The organism is Streptomyces sp. ERV7 (genome assembly GCF_001653515.1).
GTDB lineage: Bacteria > Actinomycetota > Actinomycetes > Streptomycetales > Streptomycetaceae > Streptomyces.
This window is the reverse complement of record NZ_LYOY01000001.1, coordinates 1,129,363-1,148,923: the sequence shown is the minus strand read 5'-3', so window position 1 is coordinate 1,148,923 and position 19,561 is coordinate 1,129,363. Positions and strand designations below refer to the sequence as shown.

At 72.5% G+C, this 19,561-nt stretch carries 15 protein-coding genes and 3 pseudogenes; 13 read left to right on the top strand and 5 right to left on the bottom strand.

The genetic code is table 11. From position 1 onward, the window contains the following. Window positions 1-207: 207 nt before the first annotated feature. The 5 genes and pseudogenes from A8W25_RS05175 (at window position 208) to A8W25_RS05155 (ending at window position 7,372) form a co-directional block, all read left to right on the top strand. On the top strand, window positions 208-2,337 hold the full coding sequence (locus A8W25_RS05175; RefSeq protein WP_158942387.1) for an AIPR family protein: 2,130 nt from the start codon (window positions 208-210) through the stop codon (window positions 2,335-2,337). Beyond that, entirely contained in the window at window positions 2,330-3,757 is a 1,428-nt protein-coding gene (locus A8W25_RS05170) for a serine/threonine-protein kinase (RefSeq protein WP_067156365.1), read from the top strand. Before A8W25_RS05175 ends, A8W25_RS05170 begins: the two co-directional genes overlap by 8 nt. 87 nt (window positions 3,758-3,844) lie before the next feature. Next, window positions 3,845-5,461: pseudogene (locus A8W25_RS05165) on the top strand (OB-fold nucleic acid binding domain-containing protein); the annotation flags it as partial. A 20-nt stretch (window positions 5,462-5,481) separates the two neighbouring features. Continuing rightward, on the top strand, window positions 5,482-6,498 hold the full coding sequence (locus tag A8W25_RS05160) for a DNA polymerase Y family protein (protein ID WP_079125806.1): 1,017 nt from the start codon (window positions 5,482-5,484) through the stop codon (window positions 6,496-6,498). A 160-nt stretch (window positions 6,499-6,658) separates the two neighbouring features. Next, on the top strand, window positions 6,659-7,372 hold the full coding sequence (locus tag A8W25_RS05155) for a hypothetical protein (RefSeq protein ID WP_067156363.1): 714 nt from the start codon (window positions 6,659-6,661) through the stop codon (window positions 7,370-7,372). A 53-nt stretch (window positions 7,373-7,425) separates the two neighbouring features. Here the strand turns inward: A8W25_RS05155 and A8W25_RS05150 are convergent, their stop codons facing one another. From A8W25_RS05150 to A8W25_RS05140, 3 genes are read right to left on the bottom strand one after another with little or no spacing between them, the layout of a single operon-like run. Further along, window positions 7,426-8,145, bottom strand: coding sequence for an isocitrate lyase/PEP mutase family protein (locus A8W25_RS05150; protein ID WP_067156734.1), 720 nt, complete (start codon window positions 8,143-8,145; stop codon window positions 7,426-7,428). Next, on the bottom strand, window positions 8,142-8,591 hold the full coding sequence (locus tag A8W25_RS05145; protein ID WP_067156360.1) for a carboxymuconolactone decarboxylase family protein: 450 nt from the start codon (window positions 8,589-8,591) through the stop codon (window positions 8,142-8,144). Before A8W25_RS05145 ends, A8W25_RS05150 begins: the two co-directional genes overlap by 4 nt. Further along, complete coding sequence (locus tag A8W25_RS05140) at window positions 8,588-9,124, bottom strand: carboxymuconolactone decarboxylase family protein (protein ID WP_079125830.1); 537 nt, start codon at window positions 9,122-9,124, stop codon at window positions 8,588-8,590. Before A8W25_RS05140 ends, A8W25_RS05145 begins: the two co-directional genes overlap by 4 nt. A gap of 47 nt (window positions 9,125-9,171) precedes the next feature. Here A8W25_RS05140 and A8W25_RS05135 point away from each other — a divergent pair, with 47 nt between their 5' ends. From A8W25_RS05135 to cobC, 5 genes and pseudogenes are all read left to right on the top strand, one after another. Beyond that, a complete protein-coding gene (locus tag A8W25_RS05135) occupies window positions 9,172-10,593 on the top strand; it encodes a PLP-dependent aminotransferase family protein (RefSeq protein WP_067156357.1) in 1,422 nt (473 codons plus the stop codon). 140 nt (window positions 10,594-10,733) lie between these two features. Further along, a pseudogene (gene cobJ, locus A8W25_RS05130) lies at window positions 10,734-11,924 on the top strand (precorrin-3B C(17)-methyltransferase); the annotation flags it as partial. After that, window positions 11,921-12,517 (top strand): precorrin-8X methylmutase, encoded by a 597-nt coding sequence (locus A8W25_RS05125; RefSeq protein WP_079125805.1) that lies wholly within the window; start codon window positions 11,921-11,923, stop codon window positions 12,515-12,517. The pseudogene cobJ and the gene A8W25_RS05125, both read left to right, overlap by 4 nt. Beyond that, window positions 12,514-13,425 (top strand): sirohydrochlorin chelatase, encoded by a 912-nt coding sequence (locus tag A8W25_RS05120; RefSeq protein WP_067156354.1) that lies wholly within the window; start codon window positions 12,514-12,516, stop codon window positions 13,423-13,425. The genes A8W25_RS05125 and A8W25_RS05120 overlap by 4 nt, the downstream gene beginning before the upstream one ends. Then, the gene (gene cobC, locus A8W25_RS34715; protein WP_234386250.1) at window positions 13,406-14,392 is read left to right on the top strand and encodes an Rv2231c family pyridoxal phosphate-dependent protein CobC; all 987 of its coding nucleotides are present in this window, start codon (window positions 13,406-13,408) and stop codon (window positions 14,390-14,392) included. The genes A8W25_RS05120 and cobC overlap by 20 nt, the downstream gene beginning before the upstream one ends. Here cobC and A8W25_RS33815 read toward each other — a convergent pair. Continuing rightward, window positions 14,358-15,647: pseudogene (locus A8W25_RS33815) on the bottom strand (S8 family peptidase); the annotation flags it as partial. The gene cobC and the pseudogene A8W25_RS33815 overlap by 35 nt on opposite strands. Here A8W25_RS33815 and A8W25_RS05100 point away from each other — a divergent pair. From A8W25_RS05100 to A8W25_RS05090, 3 genes are all read left to right on the top strand, one after another. Then, a complete protein-coding gene (locus A8W25_RS05100) occupies window positions 15,637-16,629 on the top strand; it encodes a helix-turn-helix transcriptional regulator (RefSeq protein WP_067156344.1) in 993 nt (330 codons plus the stop codon). The pseudogene A8W25_RS33815 and the gene A8W25_RS05100 overlap by 11 nt on opposite strands. Before the next feature lie 74 nt (window positions 16,630-16,703). After that, the gene (locus tag A8W25_RS05095; RefSeq protein WP_067156341.1) at window positions 16,704-18,029 is read left to right on the top strand and encodes an MFS transporter; all 1,326 of its coding nucleotides are present in this window, start codon (window positions 16,704-16,706) and stop codon (window positions 18,027-18,029) included. A 4-nt stretch (window positions 18,030-18,033) separates the two neighbouring features. Next, window positions 18,034-18,567, top strand: coding sequence for a GNAT family N-acetyltransferase (locus A8W25_RS05090; protein ID WP_067156338.1), 534 nt, complete (start codon window positions 18,034-18,036; stop codon window positions 18,565-18,567). A gap of 19 nt (window positions 18,568-18,586) precedes the next feature. On the opposite strand, the gene A8W25_RS05085 is transcribed toward A8W25_RS05090, so the two are convergent. Beyond that, window positions 18,587-19,369: a VOC family protein gene (locus A8W25_RS05085; protein ID WP_067156335.1), complete on the bottom strand. Its 783-nt coding sequence runs from the start codon at window positions 19,367-19,369 to the stop codon at window positions 18,587-18,589. Between the last annotated feature and the right edge of the window lie 192 nt (window positions 19,370-19,561).

The following is a 19,561-nucleotide window of genomic DNA, read 5'->3' as shown; positions in this document are numbered from 1 at the left end:
TCTGCCTAAGAGCGACTTGTAGCCAGGCCCTGTGCTGGTCGCCGTAGGTGGCACTACATTTCTGGAACTGGCCCGTTCTGGGCGCGCCGAGCCTCTGGGAACCCTCGTGGAGCTGGGCGCGTCCTCGTTCGTATAGTGCTGGTCGCAAACGGACGGAGACGGGGCGTGACGGCAGGGAGTAACCCAGAGGCGGCTACGCCCCTGCAGGTGCGGCAGGTCCGGCAGGCTCTCGCGAGTGAGTTCGACGGGCTGATCGACCTGGGGGAGAGCGAGTTCGCCCGCAACCGCGAGACCCTGTTCTTCTCCCGTGCCCTCGCGGCGAAGGCAGTACGGATCGCGACAGACTGCACCTCGCAGGAGGCGGCCGCCGCTGTCACCGACGGAGCTGATGACTTCGGCATCGATGCCGTGGCCGTGTCGCAGGCTACAGGTGAGTTGTGGTTGATCCAGGCCAAGTGGAGTGACCAGGGCGCTGCCCGGTTCACGTCCGCCGACGCCTCTAAGCTCCTCAACGCCTTCCGGATGCTGGACAACCTGGACTTCGACCGCTTCAACGCCCGATTCCAGGGCTTCGCGGATCGAATCCACCGTGTGCTTGCCCAGCCCATGCCCCAGGTCCACCTCGTTGCTGCCGTCATGGGGCCGGCGGCACCGGCGACGAGCGCCCTGCAGCTGATCCACCGCGAGTCTCCCGACTTGGACACCCGCACCAATCTGACGGTGCTCGCGAGCAGCGATCTGGTCGCGGCGATCCGCCAGGACCTGGCGCCACAGCCAGTGACCGTGACGGCCACCTTCGTCGACGGCTGGTACGGGCAGGATCTGCCGTATCCCGCCCATGTCGGCACGGTCACCGCCGACGAGATCGCCCACTGGTACGAGCGGCACGGCGGAGAACTATTTAACGTCAACGTACGCCGCTCGCTGGGGCACACATCGGTCAACGCCACGCTGGACGACAGCCTGGCCAAAAACCCCGAGAAATTCTGGTACTTCAACAACGGGATCACGGTGCTGTGCGAGTCGGCCACCGCCGAGTACTTCGGTCGCCGCGCCCAGGGCGCGCCGGTGCGCCTCACCCTGACCGACGCGCAGATCGTTAATGGTGCACAGACTGTGGCATCGCTGTACCGCGCTTTCGCGGACGATCCGCAGGCGCTCGCCGAGGTGAAGGTCATGGTAAGGATCATCACCGTCGGACAGACCCCGCCCGGGTTTGCCAGCTCTGTCACGGTGGCCACCAACACCCAAAACCATGTGGAGCAACGCGACTTCATCGCACTGGATCCGGTGCAGGCCTACATCCGCGACGACTTCCGGCTCACCCTTGAGAAGGACTACATCGTCAAGCGCGGTGAACTTGAGCCCGCGCCCGACGCGGGCTGCACCGTATTGGAAGCAGCCACCGCCCTGGCCTGCGCTCACTCCGACGCACGGATGGTTGCAGGGACTCGTGCCTCCACCGACTTCCTGTGGCAGTCTGCCCCGGAGGGCGGCTATACGCAGCTGTTTGCCGAGCCGCCCTCCGCCGTGCAGATCTGGCGCTCGGTGCAGCTGCTACGCACCGTGCAGCAGACCGTCCACGACCTGGCCGCGACCTTGCCCGGCCGGGCTGCCGCAATCGCGGAGAGCGGTGCCCTCCTGGTGGCTCATCTGGTGTTCCAGCGCACGGACATTGAGGCTATCGACGACCTTGATGCGGACTGGCAGCCCATGCTGGACGCTGCCGTGAAACTCACTGCTCAGGCCCTGGCCCACCTCATCGCCGAAGTCGATCTGCTGTACGGGCCGCACAGCTTCGTCTCGCGCACGTTCTCACAGGCGGCCGTTTGCCGGGACCTGGCGGCAGCCGTCCTGGAGTCGTTCGAACGACCGGGGCACGACCCCGAGCTCGCCGTCTATCAGCGTCCCCCCGAGTCGCGCCGCGGGCGGCGTCCCAACCCCGTGCGGCTCCTGGTCGATCAGCGCCGGCTGCCAGAGGGCACCCAGCTCATGTACCACCCCGGCCCCCGGGAGGACGAGGCGATCGGGGAGTGGCTGAATGCCGACCCGAACCGGTTCATGGCGACATGGACCAACGACACGGCCAAGCCGCTGCTGTGGGCGGCGGACGGAGGCCGCTACTCCCTTGCCGGTCTGATCGTGCACATGTGGCGGCAGGCTGGCTGGGACGACGCCCCGCTCGCGGTCCAGGGCAGCACGCGCTGGGCTATGCCCGGCGGCCCCACACTGAGCGACCTTGCGCAGGAACTGTGGCACGAGACCCAGACGGCTGAGTCGTACCCGGGCGAGAGCGGTGGGGACGTGAGGCGGGAGGACGGCACGAACGGTGCCTGAGCCACGGATCATCGCCAAGCGCTACGCGCTGCGCGAATCGCTCGACGAAGGCGGCATGGGGCAGGTCTGGCGCGCCTACGATCTGCTCTTGGGCCGCGATGTCGCCGTCAAACTCATCCTGGATGACCTCGCCGCCCACCATGACGCTGCCGCCTTCGTGGAACGCTTCCAACGGGAGGTGCGCGTGACCGCGCAGCTGCACCACCCGGGCATCCCCCAGGTGCACGACGCCTTCCTTGACGGCACCGCAGATCGCATGTTCATGGTCATGGAACTCGTACAGGGCGTCTCCCTGAAGCGGGTGATCGACGCTTCTGGGAGCGTGCCTCCAGTGTGGGCCGTATGTCTGGCCTTGCACGTATGCGCCGCCCTGCACCACGCCCACGAAGTCCACGTGATCCACCGCGACATCAAGCCAGCCAATATCATGATCGCGGTCGACGGCACTGTGAAGGTTCTCGACTTTGGCATCGCCATGGCCCTGGGAGCGGATGCGCCCACCCGCCTGACGAAACCCCAACAGATCATCGGCAGCCCGCACTACATGGCCCCCGAACAGTTCGATGCGGGTCATATCACGCCACAGACCGACCTCTACGCCCTGGGCGTGGTCCTGTACGAGCTTCTGGCAGGTGAGCGGCTGTTCGACGGGGACAACATCGTCAACCTGATGTGCGCGCACGTGCTCCAGCCCCCCTCACCGTTGCGCAGCGCCCGCAGGGACGTTGACCCGCGACTGGAACGGCTCGTTCTGGACCTGCTGGCCAAGCGCGCCGACGATCGCCCCAACAGTGCTCGCCACGTGATCGACGAGCTCCTGGGCCACCTGCCACACCAGCATCCCGGCTACCTGTTCTTCCCCGACCTGCCGACCTTGACGCTGCCCCCGGTGCCGATACCTGGCGACGCACTACGCTTGTCGGCCGCCACGTCGACAACCGGTCCTCAGCAGCGCCACACGCAGGTCAGCGCGGAGGGACGGGCCGACCGCCTAGCAGCCGCCCAGGCCCTGTTTGAGGCGGGCAAACTGAGTTCGGCACTGCCAGCCTATGACGCCTTGGCCGCCGAACTCGGGCTCCTCGGCGCACAGGCGGCGGACGACGCCCGCGCCTGCCGCATTCAGGCCGCCCGCTGTCGTATCGGACTCGGCCAGCACCAGCGCGCACTGGATGACCTCCAGCGTGAACTGACCCAGTTGCGCGCTCACCGGGCGCCCACGAACACTGTGGTCTTGGAGGTACGTCTGTACGTCGGCCTGTTGCTCCGCGACGTGCACCGCTTCGCGGACGCAGCCCGGGAGTTGGGCAGCCTGTACAACGACCTGGTAGATAGGCGCGATCCGGATTCTGCCCTGGTGGACCAGGTGCGTGAGGCTCTCATCGGTATCCGTCGGCGGCCGCCCGGCTACCGCTCCATTTGACGAGGTATCGGGGACGGTTCAAGAGGGCCCGGGGCCAGCAGGGAAGCCGACACATAGAAACCCGACACATGACTTGACTAATGAACGGGCCAGCGCGATCTGATCGGGCGGCTCCAGCCCTCGACCTTCCACGACCTGGTCGTGGACATCTCGCTCTTCCGGCCGGGGCCGGTCGCCGCCGACATGGTCCGGCCGTTCATCGAGGCGCGCCACGGGCGGGCCCCGGTGCGCCATCCGCACGAGGACCTGGCGGGCGTCCTGGGGGAGACCTACGGCGTCGTCGTCTTCCACGAGCAGCTCATCGAGATGGTGTCCGTGATGACCGGCTGCGACCGGGCCAAGGCCGACCAGGCGCGGCGTGCGCTCTCCGACCCCGAGTCGCAGGAGAAGATCCGCGTCTGGTTCGCCGCGTGCGCGGCCGGGCGCTCGTACACACCCGAAGTGATCGACCGAACCTGGGAGATCATCAAGGCCTTCGGCTCGTACGGCTTCTGCAAGGCGCACGCCGTCGCGTTCGCCGTGCCGACCTACCAGTCGGCCTGGCTCAAGGCCCACCACCCGGCCGCCTTCTACGCCGGGCTGCTCACCCACGACCCCGGGATGTACCCCAAGCGGCTGCTGCTCGCGGACGCGCGGCGGCGCGGGGTGCCGATCCTGCCGGTGGACGTGAACCGGTCGTCGGCCGTCCATCGAATCGAACTGGTATCCAATTCCCGGATCTGGGGGCTCCGTCTGGCGCTCGCGGACGTCCAGGGGATCAGCGAGGCCGAGACCGCCCGGATCGCACAGGGGCAGCCCTACTCCTCGCTGCTCGACTTCTGGCGGCGGGCCAGGCCGAGCCGCCCCGTGGCCGAACGGCTCGCCCAGGTCGGCGCGCTCGACGCGTTCGGCGGCAACCGGCGCGACCTGCTGCTGCACCTCGCCGAACTCCACCGCGCCCGGCGCGCGGCCGGGTCCGGTGGCGGCCAGCTCCCGCTCGGCGACGGGCGGCGGACGGCCCGCGCCGGACTGCCCGACCTCGACGAGGCGGAGCGGCTCAGCGCCGAGCTGGGCATCCTCGGCATGGACACGTCCCGCCATCTGATGGTGGATCACGAGACGTTCCTGAAGGAGCTGGGAGTGGTCTCGGCCAAGCGGCTGCGGGACGCCGGGCACGGGGAGACCGTCCTGGTCGCGGGCGCCAAGGCGGCCACCCAGACCCCGCCCGTCCGGTCCGGTCAGCGGGTCATCTTCACCACGCTGGACGATGGAACGGGCCTGGTCGACCTCGCCTTCTTCGGCGACAGCCACGCCGCCTGCGCTCACACGGTCTTCCATTCCTGGCTGCTGCTGGTACGAGGGGTGGTGCAACGGCGCGGCCCACGCAGCCTGAGCGTGGTGGGCGCGGCGGCCTGGAACCTGGCCGAACTGGTGGAACTGCGCCGCGAGGGCGGCCTGGACGCGGTCTCGGCCCGTCTGGCGACGCCCGGCGGCGAGGGCGGCGGCGACGGCAGGGACAAGGACAAGGACAAGGACAAGGACAAGGACAGGGGCAAGGGTGCGGGCGAGGGCGAAGGGGTGCCCGGGGAGGAGCCCGGCGGCGGACGCCGTATCGAACTGTCCACGGGGTATCAGCTGAACCCCTGGGCCGACCTCCAGCCCCCCGGCGAACGGGCCGCCACCGGCCGGAAGCTGTGGCACCAGAGCCCGGGGAGCGCGGGATGAGGCGCGGGATGAGGCGCGGGATGATCCTCTGTGTCCGGTTCCATGTGCCTCCTGAGGGCGGGGGATGCGCTGCCGGTGGGAACGCGGGTGCGGGCGGCGGGTGCGAGGCCGTGCTCCCCGCGCTGCTCGCGGTGCTCGGCGGTCTCACCCCGGTCGTGCAGGCGCTCCCGCCGGACGCCGCGCTCGTCGATGTCCGGGGCGCCGAACGGTACTTCGGGTGGAACGCGGCCCAGCTCGCCTCCGTCATCCGGGTCAGGGCGCTCGCCCACTGCGGAGTGGACTGCGCCATCGGGGCCGGGCCCAACCCGATGCTGGCCCGGATGGCCGCCCGGGGCGCCCGGCCGGGCACGACCCTGGTGCTGCCCCCGGACGAGGTGAGGGAGTTCCTGGCCGGCAAGCCCGTCGCCGCGCTGGACGGCGTCGGCTCCGCGACCGCCCGTACCCTCTGCTCGTACGGGCTCGACTCGGTCGGCCGGGTCGCCGCCGCCCCGCTCGCCACCTTGCAGCGGATCGTCGGCGCGCGGACCGGGCGCGAGCTCCATGAACGGGCCCTGGGCATCGACCGCACACCCGTCGTGCCGAACGCGGCGGCCCGCTCCCTCGGTGCCGAACGCTCCTTCCCCCACGACGAGTTGGACCCCGACCGCCGGCGCCGTGCGCTGCTCTCCCTCGCGGAGGAGCTGGGCGCCCGGCTGCGCGGCACGGAGCAGGTGTGCCGCTCCCTGACGCTCACCGTCCGGTACGCCGACCGGTCCACCACCACCCGTGGCCGCACCCTGCGCGAGCCCACGGCCCACTCCCCGGCGCTGACCGCGCTGGCGTACGCGATCCATGAGTCGCTCGGCCTCCAGCGAGCCCGCGTCCGGGGCGTCTCCCTGCGGGCCGAGGGACTGACGCCCGCCCGACTGGCCTCCCGGCAGCTGACGTTCGACCCCACGGACGACCGGGCCCGCCGCATCGAGGCGGTCGCCGACCGCGCCCGCGCCCGCTTCGGCCCGGCCGCGATCGTCCCGGGCACCCTGGCCGACGCCGCCTGATCGGCCCCTCCGCCGATGGGGGCAATACCGATGAAAGCGTAGGTGATCGGGGCAAGGGGGCCCGCAGGCCGGGCCGGCGCCGGGCGCGTACCACGAGGCGGAGACCCAGGGGGCGTACGAGCTGCCGCGCGACCCGGCGCACCCGCCCCCGTACGCGCCGGTGGACGCGGGGCGGCGCAGGCAGCGGGCGGTCGTCGCCGCGGTCGCCGCCGCCGTCCTCGCGGGCGGCGCGGCCGGTGGCTGGCTGCTGTGGGGCCGGGACGGCGGCTCCGGGAGCGGGGGAGTGGCGGCCGCCTCGTCCTCGGCGTCGGTCGAGGGGACCGACCCCACCGGGACGCCGACGGACTCGCCCACGGCCACGTCCACCGACGAGTCGACCGCCACGCCGACGCGGGAGCCCACCGACACCGCCACGCCCGACACCGGCCCCCCGGTGCCGGACGGCTTCCGCCGGGTGGAGGACCCGCTCGGCTGGAGCGTGGCCGTACCGGCCACCTGGACCCGCACCGAGGAGCGCAGCAGCGCCCTCTACCGCTCGCCCGACCAGCGCTATCTGCTCCAGATGTTCCGGCTGACGGAACCGGGCATCACCCCGTACGAGGCGCTGCGCATCACCTCGGACAACCTCTCCCTCCACCGCGGGTACCAGGAGATCTCGCTGCGCCGGATGACCGAGGTGACCGCCACGGACGCGGCCGAGCTGGTCTACGCGTACAACCGCAGCGTCCAGACCGATCGCATCCAGGGCATCGCCCGCTCCTTCGTCGCCGGGAACGGGGTGCCGTACACGGTGCTGGTGTACGGCCCGGACGAGGACTGGCCGGCTCAACTCGGGGTCCTGAACAGGGTGCTCGGCACGTTCGTGCCGGAGTGAGTGCGGGGCCGGCGGCCTCGGGCCCGGCCCCGCACGCCCTCAAAGACAGGCTCTCAGCCGGTGCGCAGCTGCTCCGCGGCCTCCCGTACCGCCTTCATCGCGCGGCGCTGGAGGAGCGGGCCGAACGTGACGCGGGCCGCGCCGAGTTCGCCGAGGCGGCGCGGGGTCGGGCCGTCCGCGAGCGCGACCTGGTTGACCGGGGCCGGTACGGCGGCGGCGATCTTCGGCAGGTGCTCGGCGGGAGCCCCGTACGGGTAGACGCAGTCGGCGCCCGCCGCCACGTACGCGCGCGCCCGCGCGATCGTCGCGTCCAGGTCGGTCACGCCCTCGATGTACGTGTCCACGCGCGCGTTGATGAACAGTCGGTCCCCGGCCTCCGCGCGCACCTCCGCCAGCCAGTCGGCGTGGCGCGCCGGGTCCTTGAGGGCGCCGTCGGCCGAGTCCTCCAGGTTGCAGCCGACCGCGCCGGTGTCGAGCAGCCGGGCCACCAGCTCCTTGGGGGCGAGGCCGTAGCCGCCCTCGACGTCCGCCGAGACGGGCACGGAGACGGCCCGGACGATCCGGGCGACCGCCGCGAACATCTCGTCCCCGGGCGTCTCGCCGTCCGCGTAGCCGAGCGAGGCGGCGACCCCGGCGCTCGGCGTGGCGAGCGCCGGGAAGCCCGCCTCCTCGTAGACCCGTGCACTGGCCGCGTCCCACGGACCGGGCAGGATCAGGGGGTCGCCCGGTCCGCGCCCGTGGTGCAGGGCGCGGAAGGCGGCGACGGGGGTCAGCTGTGCCATTCGGTCTCTCCGGGTGCGGTACGGCGGGCCACCATCAGCCGGTTCCAGCTGTTGATGGCGGTGATCGCGGCGATGAGATGGGCCAGTTCGGTCTCGTCGAAGTGCTTCGCCGCCAGCGCGAACAGCTCGTCGGGAACGAACCCGTCGGTCAGGACCGTTATGCCTTCGGTGAGTGCGAGGGCCGCACGCTCGCGCTCGCTGAAGCGGTCGCCCGCTTCGTGCCAGGCCGCGACGAGATCGAGCCGTCCCTCGGTCTCGCCGTGGTCGCGCGCGAGGTCGAGGTGCATGTCCAGGCAGAACGCGCAGTGGTTGAGCTGCGAGGCGCGGACCATGACCAGCTCCGTCAGGGTCGGGTCGAGCGCCTTCTTGGCGGCCGCGCTCACCGCCGCCAGGGCCCGGTAGACCTCCTGCGGGACCTGCCAGGCGCGCGCCGTCACTTGTACATCCCGGGGGTGTAGTGGCCCGGGACCATCCGGGTGGTGACGCCGAAGCGGTTCCAGGCGTTGATCACCGTGATGGCGGCGATCAGATGGCCCAGCTCGGTCGCGTCGAACTGCTCGGCCGCCTTCGCGTACACATGGTCCGGCACGAAGCCGTCGGTGAGGACGGTGATCGCCTCGGTCAGCTCGATCGCCGCCAGCTCCTTCGCCGTGTAGAAGTGCTGGGACTCCTCCCAGGCGCTGAGCTGCACGATCCGCTCCACCGACTCGCCCGCCGCGAGCGCGTCCTTGGTGTGCATGTCGAGGCAGAAGGCACAGTGGTTGAGCTGCGAGGCACGGATCTTGACCAGCTCGTGGATCACCGGGTCCACCCCGCGCCCGGCCGCCGCCTCCAGCTTGACCATGGCCTTGTAGACCTCCGGTGCCGCCTTGGCCCAGTGCAGACGGGGCGCCTGCTCCGTCGCGTAGGAGGCGTCCGGGCTCTCGTCGTTCTGCGTCACCGTGGTCCCCGTGTTCCCGTTCGTCGTCATGGAAGTGACGGTACGCGGCACATGTCACACGGGTATGGTCCATTTTCATGGTGGAATCCTGGGCCACTTCCTCCGGAACTCTGGCCGAAGTCTTCGGTGTCGACCTCCATGTGGAGGTGGGCGCCGGCGGGCTGCGCGCCGGCCTCATGGACGCGCTGCGCGAGGCCGTCCGCAGCGGCCGGCTCGCCCCCGGCGCCCGGCTGCCCTCGTCGCGCTCGCTCGCCGCGGACCTGGGCGTCGCGCGCAACACGGTGGCCGACGCGTACGCCGAACTCGTCGCCGAGGGCTGGCTCACCGCCCGCCAGGGCTCCGGCACCCGGGTCGCCCAGCGGACCGCGCCGCGCCGCCCGCAGCCGTCCGGGCCCCGGCACCCGGCGCGCCGCACCCCCGCGTACAGCCTGATCGCGGGCAGCCCCGACCTGGCGTCCTTTCCCCGTGCCGAGTGGCTGAAGGCCTCCCGGCGGGCGCTGACGGCCGCGCCCCACGAGGCCTTCGGCTACGGCGACCCGCGCGGCCGCATCGAGCTGCGCACGGTCCTCGCCGACTATCTGGCGCGGGCGCGCGGGGTCCACGCGGACCCCGAGCGCATCGTCGTCTGCGCGGGCTTCGTGCACGGTCTGATGCTGCTCGGGCGGGTGCTGCGGGCGCGCCGGGTCCGCGAGATCGGCGTCGAGGCGTACGGGCTCGACGTCCACCGGGACCTGCTGACGCGGGCCGGGCTGCGCACCCCGGCGCTGCCGTTCGACGAACACGGCACGCTCACCGGCGAGTTGGGGGAGTCGAAGGGGCTGGGGGCGGTGCTGCTGACACCCGCGCACCAGTTCCCGGTCGGGGTGGCGCTCCCGCCGGACCGGCGCGCGGCCGTCGTCGACTGGGCGCGGGCCACGGACGGGCTGATCCTGGAGGACGACTACGACGGCGAGTTCCGCTACGACCGCCAGCCCGTCGGCGCGCTCCAGGGCCTCGATCCCGAGCACGTCGTCTACCTCGGCACGGCCAGCAAGTCGCTGGCGCCCGGGCTGCGGCTGGCCTGGATGGTGCTGCCCGAGCGGCTCGCGGGGGAGGTGGCGGAGGCGAAGGGGGACGTCGACTGGTCGTGCGGCGCGCTGGACCAGCTGACCCTTGCGGAGTTCATCGCGTCCGGCGCGTACGACCGCCATGTGCGCGGGATGCGCCTGCGCTACCGGCGGCGGCGCGACCAGCTGGTGGCGGCGCTGGCGGCGCGGGCGCCGGAGGTGCGGGTGAGCGGGATCGCGGCGGGGCTCCATGCGGTGCTGGAGCTCCCGCCCGGTACGGAGCGCGCGGTCATCCAGGCCGCGGCCTGGCAGGGCCTGGCCCTCCAGGGCCTCTCGGCCTTCCGCCACCCGGGGACGCGTTCGGAGCGGGATGCGCTGGTGGTCGGGTACGCGGCGCCGCCGGACTGGGGCTGGGCGGGGGCACTGGACGCCCTGTGCAGGGTCCTGCCTTAGCCCCCCACCCCGCCCGTTCCCTTAAGCCCTCTGGCGGGCGGCCGGGGGCTTCGCCCCGGGGCCCGGTCCTTACCTGCGGCTCCGGTGGGGGCTGGCCGCGCAGTTACGTGACCCCCGCCGCCGGGGGCCCCGCCGCCCTCCACCTCACCGACCGGCTGCTCGAACTCGGCCCGGACGAAGCCGTACTGCGGCCGAAGTCGCTGGTCGTGGGCGTCGGCGCGTCCAAGGGCGCGCCCGTCGAGGAGGTGCTCGGCCTCGTCCGGGACGCGCTCGCGGACGCCGGTCTCAGCCTGCTCAGCGTGGCCGCGCTGGCCACCGTGGACGCGAAGTCCGAGGAGCCGGGGATCGTGGAGGCCGCGGCCCGGCTCGGGGTGCCGCTCACCACGTACAGCGCGCAGGAGCTCGCCGGGATCGAGGTGCCGAACCCGTCGGACGCGCCGCTGGAGGCCGTCGGGACGCCGAGCGTCGCGGAGGCCGCCGCGCTCGCGGGCGGGGGCGAACTGCTGGTGCCGAAGCGGAAGTCGAGCCCCGAGGGGCGGGCCGCGATGGCGACCTGCGCCGTGGTGCGGCGCGCTCCGCGCGGACGGCTCGCGGTCGTCGGGCTCGGGCCCGGCGCCCGGGACCTGCTCACCCCGCGCGCCAAGGACGAGCTGCGCCGGGCCTCGGTGCTCGTCGGGCTCGACCAGTACGTGGACCAGATCCGCGATCTGCTGCGGCCCGGCACCACGGTCCTGGAGTCGGGGCTCGGTGCCGAGGAGGAGCGGGCCCGTACCGCCGTCGCCCGGGCGCGCGCGGGCCACGCGGTCGCGCTGATCGGCTCGGGCGACGCGGGGGTGTACGCGATGGCGTCGCCCGCGCTCGCCGAGGCCGCCGACGACATCGAGGTGGTGGGCGTGCCGGGCGTGACGGCAGCGCTGGCCGCCGCCGCGATCCTGGGTGCGCCGCTGGGGCACGACCACGTCTCCATCTCGCTCTCCGACCTGCACACGCCGTGGGAGGTCATCGAGCGCCGTGTACAGGCCGCCGCCGAAGCCGACATCGTGGTCACCTTCTACAACCCGCGCAGCCGGGGCCGCGACTGGCAGCTGCCCAAGGCGCTCGGCATCCTCGCCGAGCACCGCGCCCCGCACACCCCGGTCGGCGTGGTGCGCAACGCCTCCCGCCCCGACGAGAGCAGCAGGCTGACCACGCTCGGCGCACTGGACCCGGCGAGCGTGGACATGATGACGGTGGTGACCGTCGGCAACACGGCCACCCGTGAGATCGCCGGCCGCATGGTGACTCCGCGCGGCTACCGGTGGCAGACCGGTACCGCCGAGGAGGCCCGGTGAGCAGGCCCTGGGAGCGTACGGTCCACCCGATCGAGGTGGAGTCGTACCGGCGGATGCGCGCCCGCCTCGACACCACCCACTTCGCGCCGCTGACCAGGGCCGTGGTGGAGCGGGTCGTCCACTCCGCCGCCGACCTCGGCTACGCCGCGGACCTCGTCATGGACGAGGAGTCGCTGGCGAAGGCGCACGCGGCGCTGCACGCCGGGGCGCCGGTCGTCACCGATGTGGAGATGGTCGCGGCCGGGATCACCCGGCGCGAGACCGTCTGCCGCCTCAGGGACGCCAAGTCCGGCCCGGACCTGACGCGTTCGGCCCACGCCGTCCGGCTCGCGTACGAGGAAGTGGGCCCCGGCGCGCTCTGGGTGATCGGCAACGCGCCCACCGCCCTTGAGGAGCTCCTCACCCTCGACACCGCACCCGCGCTGGTGATCGGGCTTCCGGTCGGCTTCGTCGGAGCCGTCGAGTCCAAGCAGGCGCTGCGCGAGAGCGGTCTGCCCGCCGTCAGCAACGTTTCCGAGAAGGGCGGCTCGGCGGTGGCGTCCGCCGCGCTCAACGCCCTTCTGTACCACCCCCTCGCCAAGGAGAACCAGTGACCACCCCCCAGACCAGGCCCGCACTGCTCATCGCCGGGCACGGCACCCGGGACGACGCCGGGGCCGAGGCGTTCCGCGCGTTCGTCGAGGAGCTCGGCCGCCGCAACCCCGAACTGCCCGTGGCGGGCGGCTTCATCGAGCTGTCGCCGCCGCCGCTGGGCGAGGCCGTGACCTCGCTGGTGGAGCGGGGCGCGAAACGGTTCGCCGCGGTGCCCCTGATGCTGGTGTCGGCCGGGCACGCCAAGGGCGACATCCCGGCCGCGCTCACCCGCGAGAAGGAGCGCCACCCGGGCATCTCGTACACCTACGGGCGTCCGCTCGGCCCGCACCCGTCGCTGCTCGCGGTCCTGGAGCGCCGGGTCGACGAGGTCATCGGCGACCTCGACCGCTCCGAGGTGACGGTCCTGCTCGTCGGCCGGGGCTCGACCGACCCGGACGCCAACTCCGAGGTGCACAAGGCGGCCCGGCTGTTCTGGGAGGGGCGCGGTTACGCGGGCGTGGAGACGGCGTTCGTCTCGCTCGCGGCGCCGGACGTGCCGTCCGGTCTGGACCGCTGCGAGAAGCTGGGCGCGCGGCGGATCGTGGTCCTGCCGTACTTCCTGTTCACCGGCATCCTGCCGGACCGGGTGCGGCAGCAGACCGAGGAGTGGGCGGCGGCGCACCCCGGCCTCGACGTCCGGTCCGCCGACGTCATCGGCGCGGCCGAGGAGCTGCACGCGCTGGTCATGGAGCGGTACGAGGAGGCGGTGAAGGGGGATCTGCGGATGAACTGCGACTCCTGCGTCTACCGGATCGCACTGCCCGGATTCGAGGACAAGGTGGGACTGCCCCAGCAGCCGCACTTCCACCCGGACGACGACGGCCACCATCATCACCACCATGGCAGCCATGCGCACGCACATCACTGAGCACGATCTGCGCCACCACGGTGACGCGGAGGTCCGTGACGGCGGCGAGGGTCTGACCGACCTCGCGGTCAACGTACGGGCGGGCACTCCCCCGGACTGGCTGCGGGAGCGGATAGCCGCGTCCCTGACCGGGCTCGCCGCCTACCCCGACGGGCGGGCGGCGCGGGCGGCGGTCGCGGGGCGGCACGGGCTGCCCGAGGAGCGGGTGCTGCTCACGGCGGGGGCGGCGGAGGCGTTCGTGCTGCTCGCGCGGGCGCTGCCGTTCCGCCACCCCGTGGTGGTGCACCCGCAGTTCACCGAGCCCGAGGCGGCGCTGCGGGACGCGGGGCACTCGGTGCGGCGGGTACTGCTGCGCCCGGAGGACGGGTTCCGGCTCGATCCGGCGGCGGTCCCCTCCGAGGCGGACCTCGTGGTGGTGGGCAACCCCACCAACCCCACGTCGGTGCTGCACCCCGGCGGGGTCCTGGCCGCGCTCGCCCGGCCCGGGCGGACGCTGGTCGTGGACGAGGCGTTCATGGACGCGGTGCCGGGCGAGCGGGAGGCGCTGGCGGGGCGTACGGACGTGCCGGGCCTGGTGGTCCTGCGCAGCCTGACCAAGACATGGGGCCTGGCGGGCCTGCGGATCGGCTACGTACTGGCCGAGCCGTCGGTGGTGGACGCGCTGTCCCGCGCTCAGCCCCTGTGGCCCGTCTCCACTCCCGCGCTGGTGGCGGCGGAGGCGTGTGTGTCGCCCCGGGCGCTGGCGGAGGCGGAGGAGGCGGCGTGCCGCCTCGCCGCGGACCGGGCGCATCTGGTGGCGGGGCTCGGGGAGTTCGAGGAGGTACGGGTGTGTAGAGCAGTCGGTTGGGGGTGCCGCTGCCGGCGTTGGAGACCGCGCCCTGGGTGGCGGTGTCGATCAGCCGCCGCTGTACGTCGGCGGGCCGGGCGTCGGGGTGGGCGGAGAGCCACAGGGCCGCCGCGCCGGTGACGTGCGGCGCGGCCATCGAGGTGCCGGTGAGCGACTTGGTGGCGGTGTCGCCGCTGTTCCAGGCCGAGGTGATGCCGGTTCCGGGGGCGAACAGATCGGTGCAGCGCCCGTAGTCGGAGTCGGAGCGCCGTTTGTCGGAGGAGTCCGCGTTGTTGACGACGACGGCCTCGGCGATATCGCCCGGCGAGTTGTGGCAGGCGTCGGTGTTCTTGTTGCCCGACGAGACGACCCAGGTGATCCCGGCCGCGATGGACTTCTTGATCGCCGCGTCCTCGCTGCTGATCACCGAGGTGCTGTTGATGCTCATATTGACGACGGCCGGTTTGGCCGCGTGCGCGGTGATCCAGTCCGCCGCCGCGATGATCGCCGACGTACTGGCGCTGTCGTGGCAGTCGGTGACGCGGACGGCGACCAGCTTGACGCCCTTGGCCACGCCGTGGTCCCTGCCGCCGACCGTGCCCGCCACATGGGTGCCGTGGCCCAGGCAGTCCTGGCCGCCGCGTCCGTCGCCCACCTCGTCCACGCCGATGCTCGCCCGGCCCTGGAACTGGGCGTGGGTGGTGCGCAGTCCGCTGTCGACGAGGTACACGGTGACGTTGCTCGCGGTGGTGGCGTACGTATAGCTCTTGTCCAGCGGCAGGGCCCGCTGGTCGATGCGGTCCAGGCCCCAGGAGGGCGGATTGCTCTGGGTCGCCGAGAAGTGCTGGCGGGCGTCCTGCTCCACGTACGCCACTGCGGGGTCCGCGGCCGTGGCCCGGGCCTGCTCCGCGGTCATGTCCGCCGCGAAGCCGTGGAGGACGGTGCCGTAGGTGTGCCGCACGGTCCCGCCGTGCAGTCGGGCGAGACGGCCGGCGGCCGCGGCGGGCGAACCGGCGTGTACCGCTTGGTCCTTGAGGACCACGATGTACCGGCCGCCGATCGCGTCCGGCACCTGGCGGACCCGGGCCGGTGGACTCTCCTCGGCCGGTGGCCGGTTCGCCGCGTGCACGAGTTGCGCGGGCAGTACGGGAACGGCGGCCAGCAGGGCGGTCACGGCGCAGAGTCGGGCACGTGCGTGCACGTCAGCTCCTAGGGGGAGGCGGTGGGGGGCGGACCTTCCGTGTCCGTTTGGTGTACTGCCGATGGCGGACGGGTGGTGTCCCGTCGTCGCCAATGGCGAGAACGGGCACCCGGTCCGTGGGGGCAAACCGGCCCGAACGCCACCTTCCGTATCCCGTGCCGCGCGGGCGCGCCGGCATGGCACGATGTCCGCCATCGATGACACGGGCCTGCCAACAGAGCTGCGCCGACTGGGACTTGGGCCCGGTGAGGCCGCGGTGTACACCACGCTGCTGAGATGCGGGCGCATGCCCGTGGCCGAACTGGCCGAGCGGCTCGGCCAGGGACCCGAGGAGGCGGAGCACCTCACCCGCCGGCTCACGGGCCTCGGCCTGGTCGCCCTGCTCGACGCCGACTCGGACGTGCTCTCGCCGGTCGAGCCGACGATCGCGCTCGACCAGCTCGCCCATGCCCGCTCGGCCGAGCTGCGCCACGCGCATGTGGCGGCGCTCAACGCCTTTCGCGCGTTCCGCCGTTCGGTGCACTCGCAGCCCACCGACGACCTGGTGGAGGTCGTCTCCGGACCCCAGGTCGCCGAGCGCGTCTGGCAGGTGGAGGGCGCCGCCGTGAGCGAGGTCCTGCGCTTCGACTCACCGCCGTACCACACGGCGGGCGGCCCGAACCCGACCGAAGTGGAGAAGCTGGCGCGGGGTGTGGTGTACCGGGTGGTGTACTCCGCGTCCGCGGTGCGCAGCACCTCGTACTACACCGGCAACATCCAGCCGTGCATCGCGGCGGGGGAGCAGGCCCGGGTGCTCCCCACCGTGCCCGTCAAACTCACCGTCTTCGACCGGCGGTTGGCGATCGTGTCGATGTCGTCGGTCGAGGCCGAGTCGAACGACTCCCTGCTGCTGGTACGCCCCTCCAGCCTGCTCTCCGCCCTGACGGGCCTCTTCGAGACGGCCTGGCGCGCCGCCCACCCGATGCATCTGAGCGGACAGGTGCCGCGTGCGCTGCGCCCCGTCCAGCGCCGCATCCTGGAGCTGCTCGCCACCGGGGTGAACGACGACAACATCGCGGACCTGCTCGGTATCAGCCGCCGGACCCTGTCCAGGAACCTGGAACAGCTCCACCAGCTCGCGGGCTCCGTCTCCCGCTTCCAGCTCGCGCTGCACGCGGCGCGGCACGACTGGATCTGACGGGCGGGCCGGACCGTGGTGGGGCCACGGAAAATCGTGGGACTTCCGGTGCGCCCGCGTAATACCCTCCCCGGATGCCTGAACTCACCGGTGACGAGCCCCTGTCCGGCCCCTCGCGCTCACTGTGGCGCGACCGCGACTTCGGCGTCTTCTGGGCCGCGCAGACCCTTTCCGTCGTCGGTGACTCGTTCGCCCTGATCGCCCTGCCGCTGCTGGTGCTGCACGCTACGGGGTCGGTGGCGCAGATGGGTCTGCTGACGGGTGCCGCGGGCGCGGCCGCCGTCGGTGCGGGGGTGTTCGCCGGGGTCGTGGTCGACCGGCTGGACCGCCGGAAGCTGCTGATCGGGTGCGATCTGGCCCGGCTGGTGCTGTACGCGCTGATACCGCTGGTGTGGGTGTTCGGCCCGCAGATCTGGCTGCTGTACGTGGTCCTGCCGCTGGCCGAGGCCGTCGGGATGCTGTTCTCCGTCACCTATGTCACCGCCGTACGGGCGCTCGTGCCGGGCGACCGCATCACGGAGGCCAACGGAAGGCTGAACGCCACGGCCGCGGCGGCCGGGGTCATCGGGCCGCTGCTCGCGGGTGTGCTGGCGGCCTGGCTGGGCCCGGCGGCGGCCGTCGCCGTGGACGCGGTGAGCTTCGGGGTGTCGGCCGTCTGTCTGAGCTTCGTACGGTTCAAGGGCCGTCCCGAGTCCGGTGGCGAGGACGCGCGGGGCCCGCAGCGGGAGTCGATGGGCAAGGAGCTGGCCGCCGGGGCGGCGTTCCTGCGGCGGCATCCGGTGCTGCGGAGCCTGACCGTTCTGCTGTCGTTCTTCAGCTTTCTGACGCTCGGCCTCAACGACCTGATCATCTATCACCTCAAACACGACCTCGGCCAGGGCGACGGCGCGGTCGGCACCGTCTTCGCGGTGGGCGCCCTGGGCACGGTCGTGGGGGCGCTGTTCGTCGCCCCGATCCGCCACCGGCTCGGCTTCGGCGCGACCTGGATCAGCGGTGTCGCCCTCTGCGGGCTCGCCCTCGCGGCGATCGGCTCGGTCGGCGCGGTGGCGGGCATCGCGGCCCTGACCGCCGCGTTCCTGGGATGCGTCAGTGTGTCGGGGACCTGCTCGATGTCGCTGCGGCAGGAAGTGACTCCGGACCACCTGCTCGGCCGGGTCACCTCGGCCTTCTGGACCATCCACTACTCGGCGGCCCCCATCGGCGCGGCCGTCCTCACCTGGGCCGCGCAGCGCTACGGCACGGAGTCGGTGTGTCTCGTCGCCGGGCTGTGCTGTCTGCTCATCGCCGTGCTGGCGCTGTTCACCCCCGTCCGTGCGCGCCGCCCCGAGCAGGCCGGGCCGGTCGTGGCCGAGCCCGTCAGGGGCGGGTCCGGCCAGGAGTCGGCCCATAGTGGATCATGACAGGATGACTGATCCACTGTTCTCGGCGCCGCCCACGGTGGTGCGGCTGGCCGGATACACGAAGGCAGACCAGAGCGAGATCCTGGGCGACGGCGCCGACCCGTTCGGTGTCGCGGACGCCGGTCTGACCTGGCTGCCCAAGGAGGACCACTTCGGCGTCCGCCACGAGGGCCGACTGGTGGCGCACGCCGGGCTGCTGCCGCTGCGGATGGCGGTCGGCGGTGTCGAAACGCGGATGATGGGTGTCGGCGGGGTGGCCGTCGCTCCCGATCTGCGCGGGCACGGCCTGGCGCGGCAGGTCGTGGGCGCGGCGGTGGACCACGCGCGCACCAGGGGGCCCGGGCACGCGTTCCTGTTCTGCCGGCCGCCGCTCGTCGCGCTCTACCGGCGGCTCGGCTGGCGGACCCTGGACCGGGACGTCGAGGTGGAGCAGCCCACCGGGCCCGTCACCATGCCGCTGCGGACCATGTGGATCCCGCTGCACGACGACGAGCCCTGGCCCGAGGGATCGGTGAGGCTGCTCTCGTACCCCATGTGAGCGCCGGTCGGGCGCCGGGTCAGCCCTTGTGCTGCGGTGCGGGCTTGAGGAGGGCGAAGGGGGCGCCGTGGGGGTCGGCGATCCAGGCGATCCGGCCGACGTCCGGCACGTCCGACGGGGGCATGAGGACCGTTCCGCCGTGCTCGGTCGCCCGGCCGGCCGTGGCGTCCGCGTCGGCCACCGCGAAGTAGGGGATCCAGCGCGGCTCCATGCCCTCCTGGGCGGGGGCGAGGCCGCCGAACGAGGCGTCCTGCTGGTCGCCCTCGGCGGAGGACAGCACGGTGTAGGTCATACCGGGCGCCTCCATCTCCTGGGAGCGCCAGCCGAACAGCGAGCGGTAGAAGGACAGCGCGGCCGGTACGTCCTTGGCGTGCAGCTCGGCCCAGCACAGCGCGTTCTCCTCGGAGGTCTGCTCAAGGCCCTTGGTGGCGGCGGGCTGCCACACCGAGAACTCGGCGCCGCCCGGGTCGGTCAGACACGCCATCCGGCCCGCGTCCATGACGTCGAAGGGCGCCGCCCGCACGGTCCCGCCCGCCTGCTCGACCGCCTTGGCGGTGGCGTCCGCGTCCGGTGTCTGGAAGTACACCGTCCACGCCGGGCTCGCGCCCTCCTCGGTGAGTGGCCCCAGGGCGGCGACCGTCCTGCCGTCCTTCTGGAAGAAGCCGTACCCGCCGGCCTCGGGGCCCGCGGACTGGAAGTCCCAGCCGAAGACCCCGCTGTAGAACTCCGCCGACGCCGTCGTGTCGGGGCTGCCGAGGTCGAGCCAGTTGGGTGCGCCGGTGACGAAGTCGGTGCTGAGCATGGTGCGGTGCCTGCCTTTCGGGTCCGGCCGTAAGGGCGGGGAGTCCGCGTCCGGGCCGGCCTGCTCCCGAGGGGCGAACCAGCCCATAACGGATCGTAGTGACAGGGCCGCGCATCGGACATACGGAACAGCGGAACGGGTGACGTACGGACGGATCGCCCTCGCCCGACCGCGCCCGGCCCGCACACCCCG